The organism is Gluconacetobacter sacchari (assembly GCF_014174255.1).
Classification (GTDB): domain Bacteria; phylum Pseudomonadota; class Alphaproteobacteria; order Acetobacterales; family Acetobacteraceae; genus Gluconacetobacter; species Gluconacetobacter sacchari.
On record NZ_JABEQJ010000020.1, the window covers coordinates 76570 to 88274 of the forward strand.

The following is an 11705-nucleotide window of genomic DNA, read 5'->3' on the forward strand; positions in this document are numbered from 1 at the left end:
GAATTCAACGTTTGAAGCCGGGCGCCACGAATGGCAGCGCCGCCACGGCGGCCGGCAAATAGCGCCCCCGCAATTCCGCGAACAGCGGCGTGCCCGCCGCCTCGAAACCCGCCTCGACATAGCCCATGCCCACAGGCGCACCGAAGGTCGGGCCGAACGCGCCGGAGGTCACATGCCCGACAGGCTTCGTCCCCGCGTCATCGGCGAACAGACGCGCCCCGCCGCGCACCGGCGCGCGGCCCTCGACCGCAATGCCGACGCGGCGCCGGCTCACTCCACCCGCGATCTGCCCCAGGATGATGTCCGCGCCCGGAAAGCCCCCTGCCCGTGCCCCGCCCGTGCGGCGGCTTTTCTGGATCGACCATTCCAGCGCGCCCTCGACCGGCGTCGTGTCGCGATCGATATCCGACCCATACAGGCACAACCCGGCTTCCAGCCGCAGGCTGTCGCGCGCGCCCAGACCCGCCGGCGCCACCTCGGGTTCCGCCAGCAGCGCCTCGGCCACACGCACGGCACCATCGGCCGCCATGCCGAGTTCGAACCCGTCCTCGCCGGTATAACCGGACCGAGATGCCACGCAGGGCACGCCGGCGACCTCGAATTCCGCCACATCCATGAAACGCATGTCCACCGACGACGGTGCCAGGCGCGCCAGCACCGCGCCGGCCTGCGGCCCCTGCACGGCAATCAGCGCCCGCTTCGGCAGCGCCTCGACGATGCAATCCTCATGCAGCGCGGCGGCGATATGTGCCAGGTCCGCGTCCTTGCAGGCGGCATTGACCACCAGGATCAGCGTATCGCCCAGGCGCGAGACCATCAGATCGTCCAGAATACCGCCGTTGCCGTCGGTCAGCAGGGCATAACGCTGGCGCCCCGTCTTCAACGACAGGATATCGGCCGGTACCAGCCGTTCCAGCGCCAGGGCCGCATCCTCGACCCGACCCGAGCGCGCCCGCAGATGCGCCTGCCCCATATGGGACACGTCGAACAGACCCGCGGCGGTGCGCGTATGCTGGTGTTCGGCCATCACGCCAGCCCGATACTGGACCGGCATGTCATACCCCGCGAACGGCACCATGCGCCCGCCCAGCGACAGATGCAGGTCGTACAGCGGCGTCCGCAGCAGCGAATCGCTCATGCCGCCCTCCCGACGCCGGGCGTGAGGGAGAACGAACAGAAAACAAGGAAAGACGGCCAACGTGACACGAACAGAGCCTCCTGAACCCACGACCGGATCCGAATGCCCCTTCTGTCGGTTTGCCTGAGATCGCTATCCCGTCGGCGGGCGCTCGAAGCGCCTCTCTCCAGAAGTCGAAGCCGGGCGGTCCTTTGGCCTGAGAGTTTCCGGGGCGGTTGCTCCTTCGGCGCTGGCTCTCGCCAGTCTCTCCCGCGTCAGCTTTCCGATGCTTCGCATATGTTGCGCGATCAAGTCAATCGTCCTGACATCGCCAGCGGGGGCTGGATCGAGGACGATCTCCGCCCTACCCTCGGCGACTGAACAGAAGACGACGAAGGGGCCCCGACCATGGATGCCAGCAAGCTGACCATTATCGCGGAATTCGCGACAACCGACGAAAATCGAACAAAGTTTCTCGAATTCTGCGCCTATGACGCCGAACGCTCCGTGGCGGACGAAGCCGGATGCCACGCCTTCGACGTCCTGCTACCCAACGGCGAGCCGAACGTCGTCATCCTGCACGAGGTCTATACCGACCGGGCGGCATTCGACACCCACCTGACGACCCCGCATTACAAGGTTTTCGCCGACGCGGTGCTTGACTTGGGCATCCAAACGGTCGGCGTGCGTTTCCTGGCAACACACCGCGCCTGAACTGAGCCGATGCGGGGAACATGACCCCGCACCGGATGGAGCGTTACTTCGACGCCGGCAGATTCCTGGCGATATAAGGCGGCAGGTTGAAGGCGCCGGCATGGATCTCGGGCGTCCAATAGCCGGTGGTGCCCAGAATGCCGGCCTGCTCTGCCCGCGCGCGGATCGTCTCGACCGAATGGAGGGCCGGGTTGGTCCCCTTGGCCGCGACACCCAACGTCATGAAGCCACCGACATAGGTCGGCACGGCAGCGACATAAGCCGAAACATGCGGAAAGAACTGCGCGCGCCGCAGGCTGGTCTCGCGCAGTTCGTCAGCCTGCATGAACGGCACGCCGCACTGGTTCACGATGATGCCATTGGGCGTCAGGATACGGGCGCAATGCTGGTAGAACGCATCGGTGAACAACACCTCACCCACTCCGATCGGATCGGTGCTGTCGACGATGATGACATCGACCGAGCCGCTTTCCGCCCTGGCGACGTAATCGATACCGTCCCCCACGATCACCTCGGCACGAGGGTCGGTCCACGCATCGCCGGCGATCCCCGGCAGGAACTGCTTGGACAGTTCGATCACCGCGCCATCGATCTCGACCATCACGGCACGCTCGACCCCGCGATGATGCAGCACCCGGCGCAGCACGCCGCCATCGCCGGCCCCAATGATCAGGACGCTCCTCGCGTCGCCATGGGCCAGCACCGGCACATGCGTCAGCATTTCCTGATAGACGAACTCGTCCCCCTCGGTAATCTGGATCACACCATCGAGCACGAGCACGCGGCCATGCGTCTCGCTTTCGAAGACAACGATATCCTGGAAGTCACTCTTGGTACGAGCCAGTTCCTTGCGAACACGGAAACGCTGCTGCCAGCCTTCATAGAGTGTCTCGCCGATCCATGCGTCGGTCATTGCGTGTGTCTCCCCGTCACGAAAAATGGACACATAAAAAAAGGCCGGACGAATCCGGCCCTCGAAATCTCGCACGGCGTCATACCGCGCCGGACGGACGGGTGCCGGACATGCCGGCACCCTCGCCATCAGGCCACGCGGCCGCGGCGCTGCTCGTCCACAACCACCCGGCCCGCCTGGAACAGGCGCTGCATCACCGGGATCGCCAGGTGCGGATCGCACACGCCGCACATGAAGATGTCGACAGCGGCGAAATTCCGCTCGGGCCACGTATGGATCGAAATGTGGCTCTCGGCCAGCACGACCACGCCCGACACGCCGCCATTGGGCGTGAAGTGATGGAAATGGCTGTGCAGGATTGTCGCTCCGGCAGTCACCGCCGCTTCGCACAGCGTACGGTCGATCTGTTCCGGATCATCCAGATTCCGGGCCTCCCAGAGGTCGACAAGAAGATGCGTTCCCGCAAACTTCATCCCGTCCCGCTCGACGAAATAATCCTTCCGATCCTCGTCGGACGAGGAAGGAGTTGAAGACATCTGGATATTGCTCGGGAGTTCCGAGACCATCCCCAGCTGAGCAAGTGCGTTCATCACGTACCCCCAAACCAGTAGACAGCCTGTTGGGCGGGATCGCCCCCTTGGGCCAAGGGGGCCGCTGATAAGGCCTTCCCCCTGTCAACGCAAGCGTTTTTGCCCTCCGGGCCTGTTTTTTTTCAATCCTTTCACACAAGCTTCTTCCCCGGGACGCGTTTCAGCCTTTGGCACGCCGTTTCCGCCCCTTGCTCGACGCAGGCAGCAGCGGAGCCAGGAAGCGCCCGGTGTGGCTTTCGGCACAGGCCACGATGTCCTCGGGCGTCCCCTCGGCAACGATGCGACCGCCGCCATCGCCACCTTCCGGGCCCATGTCCAGCACCCAGTCCGCCGTCTTGATGACATCCAGATTATGCTCGATCACCAGCACCGTGTTTCCCTGATCCGCCAGGGCATGCAGCACGTCCAGCAACTTGCGTACATCCTCGGAATGCAGGCCCGTCGTCGGCTCATCCAGGATATACAGGGTGCGGCCGGTGGCGCGCCTGGCCAGTTCCTTGGACAGTTTCACGCGCTGCGCCTCGCCACCCGACAGCGTGGTCGCCTGCTGGCCCAGGGCCACATAGCCAAGCCCCACCTGCTGCAGGATGGCCAGCCGGTCGCGAATACGCGGCACGGCGGAAAAATACGGCAGCGCCTCGTCCACGGTCATCGCCAGCACATCGGCGATCGACTTGCCGCGAAACTTCACATCCAGCGTTTCGCGATTATAGCGCGCGCCCTTGCAGGTGTCGCAGGTCACGAACACGTCGGGCAGGAAATGCATCTCGATCTTCAGCACCCCATCGCCCTGGCAGGCCTCGCACCGCCCGCCCTTGACGTTGAACGAGAACCGGCCGGGCTTGTAGCCACGCGCCTTGCTCTCCGGCAGTTCGGCGAACCAGTCGCGGATCGGCGCGAACAAGTCGGTATAGGTCGCGGGGTTGGATCGCGGCGTGCGCCCGATCGGCGACTGGTCGATGTCGATGATCTTGTCCAGCAGTTCCAACCCGGCGATCCGCCGGTACGGCGCCGGATTCTGACCTGATCCCATCAATTGCCGCGACAGCGCCTTGTATAGCGTATCGATCACCAGCGTCGATTTGCCGCCACCCGACACCCCCGTCACGCAGGTAAAGGTGCCCAGCGGAAACCGCGCGGTGACATCATGCAGATTGTTGCCGCTGGCCCCTTCCAGCACCAGCATGCGCTTGGGGTCTATCTTCCGGCGCTTCGCCGGCACCGCGATCTGCTTGCGCCCCGAAAGATAATCGCCGGTCAGGCTCGCCGGATTGGCCGCTACCTGCGCCGGCGTACCAATGGCCACCACATGGCCCCCATTGACGCCCGCCCCCGGCCCCATGTCGATCAGCCAGTCGGCGGAGCGGATCGCATCCTCGTCATGCTCCACGACGATCAGCGTATTTCCCAGCCGCTTCAGCCGCTGCAATGTCCCCAGCAGCCGTTCATTGTCACGCTGGTGCAGCCCGATCGAGGGCTCGTCCAGCACATACAGCACGCCCGTCAGGCCCGACCCGATCTGGCTGGCCAGACGAATCCGCTGGCTTTCGCCCCCGGACAAGGTGGCCGATCCCCGTGACAGCGTCAGGTAATCCAGCCCGACATCGTCCAGAAAGCGCAGCCGATCAAGAATCTCGCGCAGGATGCGGCGCGCGATCTCCGCGCGCTGCGGCGTCAGCGTCGCCTCCACGGTGCCGAACCATTCCAGCGCCCGCCGGATCGGCAGGTCCGAGGCCTGGGCGATGGTACGATCCGCCACCCGCACCGACAATGCCTCGGGCCGCAGGCGCGCGCCATGGCAGACATGACAGGGCTTGTCGGACTGGTAGCGCGACAGTTCCTCGCGTACCCACACGCTGTCGCTTTCGGCCATCCGGCGGCGCAGGTTGGCCACCACCCCCTCGAAACGCTTGGTCAGGCTGTAGCTCTTGCGCCCGTCGCGGTACTGGAAGGCCACCTCGTCCTCGCCGCCCTCCATGATCACCTCGCGCACACCCGCCGGCAGATCGCGCCACGGCGTGCTCATCTTGACCCCATAATGGGCAGCCAGGCTTTCCAGCGTCTGCTGGTAATAGGGGCTCTGCGTGTTGCGCCACGGCGCGATGGCCCCCGCCGCCAGCGACAGCGATTCGTCCGGCACGATCAGGTGCGGGTCGAAGAAGGTCTCGGTCCCGATCCCGTCACAGGCCGGACAGGCCCCCTGCGGCGCGTTGAACGAAAACAGGCGGGGTTCGATCTCCTCCAGCGTGAAGCCACTGACCGGACAGGCAAACCGTGAGGAAAACACGACATGCGGCGGCACCTCCGCCCCAGCGCGCCCTACCTCCTCGGCATAGACCAGCCCGTCCGACAGCCCCAGCGCGGTTTCGAAACTGTCCGCCAACCGCGATTCCATCCCCGGCCGCACCACCACCCTGTCCACCACCGCCTCGACCGTATGGCGCAGCTTGCGGTTCAGGTCCGGCACATCGCCGATCTCGTACAGTTCTCCATCCACCTTCACGCGGGCAAAGCCCTTGCGCTGCAATTCCGCCAGTTCCTTGCGGCACTCTCCCTTGCGGTCGCGCACCACGGGCGCCAGCAGCATCAGCCGGGTGCCTTCGGGCATCGCCATCACGCGATCGACCATCTGGCTCACGGTCTGCGCTTCGATCGGCAGGCCGGTAGCCGGCGAATAAGGCACCCCCGCCCGCGCCCACAGCAGACGCATATAGTCATGAATTTCGGTAATCGTACCGACAGTTGAGCGCGGATTTTTCGAGGTCGTCTTCTGCTCGATGGAAATCGCGGGCGACAGGCCCTCGATCGCATCGACATCGGGCTTGCCCATCAATTCCAGGAACTGCCGCGCATAGGCCGACAGGCTTTCGACATAGCGCCGCTGCCCCTCGGCATAGATGGTGTCGAACGCCAGCGACGATTTGCCCGAACCCGACAGGCCCGTCACCACCGTCAGCGCATCACGCGGAATCTCGACATCGACATTCTTCAGATTATGCGCCCGGGCGCCACGCACCCGGATCGCCTGCGCCCCGCGCATCGGGATCGATTCTGTCGGCTCGGCCGCGACCGGGCTGGATCGATTCGCCATGAAGTCCGCTCTCCGTTCTGCTCCGGCGCGCGCCGGGCTGAGTCGTTCATACTCTGTTCTGCCGGGTTCCAGAGCCGCCGCCAAGATCCACTCGCCGGAAAATGCCACCTCGGCCCGCTCCCGAGCTACGGGGCGCCGTACATGCCGGTATCATCCGACGGCCATCTGGGTTAGGATAACGACTGAGTCCCGTCCCCCCACCGCACCGGTCCGGGAGGACGGTTTTTTTGATGGGGCGGCGCCCGGATGCGCGGCCCCCGACCGGACAGCGGCAGGGCAGCACTATGGCGGGTAGCGTCAACAAGGTCATCCTCGTGGGCAATCTGGGGAAAGACCCCGAAGTCAGGAACAGCCAGAACGGCGCGAAAATCGTGTCGCTGACGCTGGCCACCAGCGACACCTGGAACGACAAGATGTCGGGCGAACGACGCGAGAAGACGGAGTGGCATCGCGTCGTGATTTTCAACGAGCGCATCGCCGACGTGGCCGAGCGCTTCCTGCGCAAGGGCCGTAAGGTCTATCTGGAAGGATCGCTCCAGACCCGCAAATGGACCGACCAGTCCGGACAGGAACGCTACACGACCGAAGTGGTCGTTGACCGCTTCCGCGGCGATCTGGTGCTGCTCGACAGCAATCGTGGCGGCGAATCCGGAGACGAGGGCGGCTACGGCGGCGGCGGATATGCCTCCGCCGCCGCCCCCCGCCAGATCGGCGGCGCGCGCGGCAACACGGCGAGTGGTGGCCACGGCGCCCCCAGCGCGCCGGCCGGTGGCGGCTGGGATGCCCCACATGGCGGCGGCAGCGACCTCGACGACGAGATTCCGTTCTAACTGTCCCGCCCGGGAAATTCTCATGAGAATTTCCCGGATCAGCGGGCCACAAAAAAATTGACCGGCCGGCGCCACGCCGGTGCGGCTTCTCCCCAGGGCCCCACCGGGGCGCGGTTTTTCCCCGGCCGACACTCTATGCTAGGGTGGTCGCGTCCACCGGCGCCGGGCCCGGACCAGTTCCCGCCATGCGGCGTGCGCCGGCGCAAGAAGAGTATGGCACTGACATGACGGATATGCCTTGACCGAGATTCCCGACCCGCCGCAGCCGCCGGCCCCCTCCGACATCGTTCCGGTAACCGTCGAGGAGGAAATGCGCTCCTCCTACCTCGCCTATGCGATGTCGGTCATCGTCAGCCGCGCCCTGCCTGACGTGCGGGACGGGCTGAAGCCGGTCCATCGGCGCATTCTGTATTCAATGCGCGAAAGCGGGTTCACCCACGACAAGCCCTATCGCAAATCGGCCCGCGCGGTCGGCGACGTAATGGGTAAATACCATCCCCACGGCGATTCCTCGATCTACGACGCCATGGTCCGCATGGCGCAGTCCTGGTCGATGCGCGTGAAGCTGATCGACGGCCAAGGCAATTTCGGCTCGGTCGACGGAGATTCCCCCGCCGCGATGCGCTATACCGAAGCGCGGCTGGCCAAGGCCTCGTCCTTCCTGCTGGACGATATCGACCGCGACACGGTCGATTTCCAGCCGAACTATGATGAAAGCGAGCAGGAACCCAAGATCCTGCCCGCAGCCTTCCCCAACCTGCTGATCAACGGCGCGTCGGGCATCGCGGTCGGCATGGCAACCAACATCCCGACCCATAATCCGGGCGAGATCATCGACGCCACACTGGCCCTGATCGCCCAGCCCGACCTGACGCTCGAAGAGCTGATGAAGATCGTCCCGGGGCCGGATTTCCCGACCGGCGGCATCATTCTGGGGCGCGCCGGCATCCGCAGCGCGTTCGAGACCGGGCGCGGCTCGGTGATCATCCGCGCCCGCGCCGAGATCGAGGACCTGAATCGCGACCGCCACGCGATCATCATCACCGAGATTCCGTACCAGGTGAACAAATCGACCTTGCAGGAGCGCATCGCCGATCTGGTGCGCGCCAAACAGATCGAGGGCATTTCCGACATCCGCGACGAAAGCGATCGGTCGGGCATGCGCATCGTCATCGAGATCAAGCGCGACGCCACGCCCGAAGTGGTCCTGAACCAGCTCTACCGCTTCACCCAGCTCCAGACCTCGTTCGGGGTCAACATGCTGGCGCTGGACAACGGCCAGCCCCGCCTGATGGGGCTGAAGGACGTGCTGGAAGCCTTCATCACCTTCCGCGAGGAAGTGATCCTGCGCCGGGCGCGCTACGACCTGATGAAGGCGCGCGACCGTGCCCACCTGCTGGTCGGGCTGGTGATCGCGGTTGCCAATATCGATGCCGTGATCGCGCTGATCCGCGCCGCCCCCGACGCCGCCAGCGCCCGCGAGGCGCTGATGACCACACCGTGGCCGGCCGCCGATGTCGAGCCGCTGCTGGCGCTGATCCTGGACGAAGGCAATGTCATCGTGGACGGCACGGTCCACCTGACCGAGGCCCAGGCCCGCGGTATCCTGGAGTTGCGCCTGCAACGCCTGACCGGGCTGGAGCGCGAGAAGATCCAGCAGGAACTGTCCGAGGTCGCGGAGAAGATCAACGAACTTCTGGCCATCATCGCCAGCCGCCCCCGCCGCATGGAAGTGATGCGCGAGGAACTGGTGGCGATCCGCGCCGAACTGGCCAGCCCACGCCTGACCGAAATCGTCGATTATGCCGGCGACCAGACGGACGAAAGCCTGATCGAACCCGGCCAGATGGTGGTGACGATCACGCGCGAAGGCTTCATTAAGCGCACGCCGCTGGAAGTCTTCCGCGCGCAGAATCGCGGCGGACGCGGTCGCACCGCCGCCGGCCGCCGTGGCGACGACATCGTCATCCGGTCGTTCAACGCCCACACCCATCAGTGGGTGCTGTTCTTCTCCTCGGGCGGCAAGGCCTATCGCGAAAAGGTCTGGCGCCTGCCCGAAGCCAGTCCCACCGCAAAGGGCCGGGCGCTGGTCAATCTGCTGCCCGATCTGGGCGGCGATTCGATCACCGCCGTCCTGCCCCTGCCGCAGGACGAGACGCTGTGGGAGAACCTCCACCTGGTCTTCGCCACCGCCTCCGGCACGGTGCGCCGCAACCGACTAAGTGATTTCCGTAATATCCGCGCCTCGGGCCTGATCGCGATGAAGCTGGACGAAGGCGACCGGCTGATCGGGGTCGCGACCTGCCGCGAGGGGCAGGACGTATTCCTGGCCACCCGCAAAGCCCGCTGCATCCGCTTCCAGATCACCGAGGACACACTGCGCGTCTTCGCCGGTCGCGACAGTTCAGGCGTACGCGGCATCCGCCTGGGTGAAGGTGACGAGGTCAACAGCCTGTGCGTCCTCAATCATGTCGAGGCGACGGTCGAGGAACGGGCGTCGTATCTACGCATGGCCAATGCCCGCCGCCGGGCGGAACTGGCGGCCAGCCAGGGCGGCGAGGACACCGAGGAGATCGCGACCGACATATCCGCCGAACCTTCCGACGACGAATCGCTCCCCACCGATTCGATGATCGACCCGGACCGGTTCGCCGAACTCGAACTGGCCGAGGAAATCCTGTTGACCGTCAGCAATGCGGGCTTCGGGCGTCGGTCCTCGGCTTATGATTACCGGGTATCCGGCCGTGGCGGCCAGGGCATCGCCAACATGACCTTCACGTCCGGCAAGCGCGGGAACGAAGTCGTGGCCACCCTGCCGGTCATCGGCGGAACCGACGTGATGCTGGTCACCGATGCCGGCCGGCTGATCCGTGTGCCGATCGACCAGATCCGGGTCATGTCGCGGCAGGCCAGCGGCGTCACGCTGTTCCGGCTGGACGCGACCGAACATGTCATCAGCGTCTTCCCCGTCATGGAGAGCGATGATGACGAAGGCGACGCCACGGCTGAAGACGCGCCCCCGCAGGAGAGCACCGATGGCTGAAACCGGGCCGCGCACCGGGTTCTATCCCGGCACGTTCGATCCGGTGACCACCGGTCACCTGGACATCGTCGAACGCGCGGCGCGGCTGGTCGACCGGCTGATCGTCGGGGTTGCGGAGAATTCCGGCAAGCAGCCATTGATGTCGCTGGACGAACGCATCATCTGCGTCACCGAGGAAACCCGGCCCATCGCCGAACGAACGGGCAGCCAGATTTCGGTCATCGGCTTCGGTAACCTGCTGGTCGAGGAAGCGCGCAGCCGTGGCGCGTCCGTGATCGTGCGCGGGCTGCGCGTGGTCACCGATTTCGATTACGAGGTCCAGATGTTCGGCATGAACCATCATCTGGCCCCGGATATCGAGACGGTGTTCCTGATGGCGACCGAACGCGGCCAATATATCTCTTCGCGGCTGGTGAAGGAGGTCGCCCGTCTGGGCGGCGACATCACCAGCTTCGTTCCCCCCTTCACCCGCCAGCGAATCATGGCGCGACTGGGGACATAACGCGGGCCGCGCGGCATCCATGCCGTGCGCCACGCAAACAAGACTGGAATACGAACGATGTCTGACACCGCACCGAAGGCCGACCTGGTCGACGTGGAACTGAAGACCGGCCACGTGATCATCCAACTGCGCCCCGATCTGGCCCCCCTGGCCGCCGAGCGGATTCGCACGCTGGCCGCCGAAGGGTTCTACGACAACACTCCCTTCCACCGCGTTATCCACGGCTTCATGGCTCAGGGCGGCGACCCGACGGGCACCGGCACCAGCGGCAGCCATCTGCCCGACCTGAAGGCCGAGTTCAGCCGCACGGCGAAGTTCGAGCGCGGCACCGTCGGCATGGCCCGCACCATGAATCCCGACAGTGCGAACAGCCAGTTCTTCATCATGTTCGAGCCCTCGCCCCACCTCGATGGCCAGTACACCATCGTCGGCCAGGTGATCGAAGGCATGGAGCATATCGATCAGGTCAAGCGCGGCGCGGGTCAGAGCGGCGTGGTGCAGGACCCCGACCGCATCATCTCCATGCGTCCGGTCGCGTCGTAGCCGACCAACCCTGTGCCGTCAGCCGCTTTGATGGTTGACTTGACCGCCTGAAGCCGGTACCCGGAGCCGCACCGCAAGGCGGTTCCGGTGAGCCGGTAGCTCAGTCGGTAGAGCATTCGACTTTTAATAGCTCACAAGCCCCCTTCCCCAGATGCAAAACGCGTCTAACCAGTTGATATAGCTGGCGGTTGTCCTTTTTCTGGACAGGCAGCACGTTTAACAAAGCCCTAGCCCGGAAATCTCACACGGGAAGGTGCATCGGGCTCTGAAATCGGCGAAAGTTCTTGTTGGAAAAGCAAAATCCGCGAGCGAGGCCAGAGACCCGATGCAGACAGAGTGTAGCGCAGGCCGGATGGCTTTTG

The 11705-nt window shown here is 65.1% G+C and carries 9 protein-coding genes and 1 riboswitch; of the genes, 5 read left to right on the top strand and 4 right to left on the bottom strand.

Annotation, left to right across the window (positions count from 1 at the left end; genetic code table 11):
* Nucleotides 1-4: 4 nt before the first annotated feature.
* Complete coding sequence (gcvT, locus tag HLH48_RS14885; protein ID WP_182998276.1) at nt 5-1138, bottom strand: glycine cleavage system aminomethyltransferase GcvT; 1134 nt, start codon at nt 1136-1138, stop codon at nt 5-7.
* A gap of 174 nt (nt 1139-1312) precedes the next feature.
* Nucleotides 1313-1400, bottom strand: a riboswitch (glycine riboswitch).
* A 125-nt stretch (nt 1401-1525) separates the two neighbouring features.
* On the opposite strand from gcvT, the gene HLH48_RS14890 reads away from it, so the two are divergent.
* Complete coding sequence (locus tag HLH48_RS14890; RefSeq protein ID WP_182998277.1) at nt 1526-1831, top strand: putative quinol monooxygenase; 306 nt, start codon at nt 1526-1528, stop codon at nt 1829-1831.
* A 43-nt stretch (nt 1832-1874) separates the two neighbouring features.
* Here HLH48_RS14890 and speE read toward each other — a convergent pair whose 3' ends face one another.
* From speE to uvrA, 3 genes are all read right to left on the bottom strand, one after another.
* Nucleotides 1875-2744: a polyamine aminopropyltransferase gene (gene speE, locus HLH48_RS14895; RefSeq protein ID WP_182998278.1), complete on the bottom strand. Its 870-nt coding sequence runs from the start codon at nt 2742-2744 to the stop codon at nt 1875-1877.
* A gap of 128 nt (nt 2745-2872) precedes the next feature.
* The gene (gene speD, locus HLH48_RS14900) at nt 2873-3334 is read right to left on the bottom strand and encodes an adenosylmethionine decarboxylase (protein ID WP_182998279.1); all 462 of its coding nucleotides are present in this window, start codon (nt 3332-3334) and stop codon (nt 2873-2875) included.
* Nucleotides 3335-3494: 160 nt separating this feature from the next.
* On the bottom strand, nt 3495-6374 hold the full coding sequence (gene uvrA / locus HLH48_RS14905; RefSeq protein ID WP_182998290.1) for an excinuclease ABC subunit UvrA: 2880 nt from the start codon (nt 6372-6374) through the stop codon (nt 3495-3497).
* Nucleotides 6375-6709: 335 nt separating this feature from the next.
* Between uvrA and ssb the strand changes: the two genes are divergently transcribed.
* From ssb to HLH48_RS14925, 4 genes are all read left to right on the top strand, one after another.
* Complete coding sequence (gene ssb, locus HLH48_RS14910) at nt 6710-7255, top strand: single-stranded DNA-binding protein (RefSeq protein ID WP_182998291.1); 546 nt, start codon at nt 6710-6712, stop codon at nt 7253-7255.
* A gap of 238 nt (nt 7256-7493) precedes the next feature.
* Nucleotides 7494-10298: a DNA gyrase subunit A gene (gyrA, locus tag HLH48_RS14915; protein WP_182998280.1), complete on the top strand. Its 2805-nt coding sequence runs from the start codon at nt 7494-7496 to the stop codon at nt 10296-10298.
* Nucleotides 10291-10800, top strand: a complete 510-nt coding sequence (gene coaD, locus HLH48_RS14920; RefSeq protein ID WP_182998281.1) for a pantetheine-phosphate adenylyltransferase — start codon at nt 10291-10293, stop codon at nt 10798-10800. Before gyrA ends, coaD begins: the two co-directional genes overlap by 8 nt.
* A 57-nt stretch (nt 10801-10857) precedes the next feature.
* On the top strand, nt 10858-11343 hold the full coding sequence (locus HLH48_RS14925) for a peptidylprolyl isomerase (protein ID WP_182998282.1): 486 nt from the start codon (nt 10858-10860) through the stop codon (nt 11341-11343).
* The last annotated feature ends 362 nt before the right edge of the window (nt 11344-11705 follow it).

Coding starts and splice junctions, on each gene's coding strand:
- coaD (WP_182998281.1), top strand. CDS start 10,291: ATGGCTGAAACCGGGCCGCGCACCGGGTTCTATCCCGGCACGTTCGAT.
- gcvT (WP_182998276.1), bottom strand. CDS start 1,138: ATGAGCGATTCGCTGCTGCGGACGCCGCTGTACGACCTGCATCTGTCG.
- uvrA (WP_182998290.1), bottom strand. CDS start 6,374: ATGCGCGGGGCGCAGGCGATCCGGGTGCGTGGCGCCCGGGCGCATAAT.
- HLH48_RS14925 (WP_182998282.1), top strand. CDS start 10,858: ATGTCTGACACCGCACCGAAGGCCGACCTGGTCGACGTGGAACTGAAG.
- speE (WP_182998278.1), bottom strand. CDS start 2,744: ATGACCGACGCATGGATCGGCGAGACACTCTATGAAGGCTGGCAGCAG.
- HLH48_RS14890 (WP_182998277.1), top strand. CDS start 1,526: ATGGATGCCAGCAAGCTGACCATTATCGCGGAATTCGCGACAACCGAC.
- ssb (WP_182998291.1), top strand. CDS start 6,710: ATGGCGGGTAGCGTCAACAAGGTCATCCTCGTGGGCAATCTGGGGAAA.
- speD (WP_182998279.1), bottom strand. CDS start 3,334: ATGAACGCACTTGCTCAGCTGGGGATGGTCTCGGAACTCCCGAGCAAT.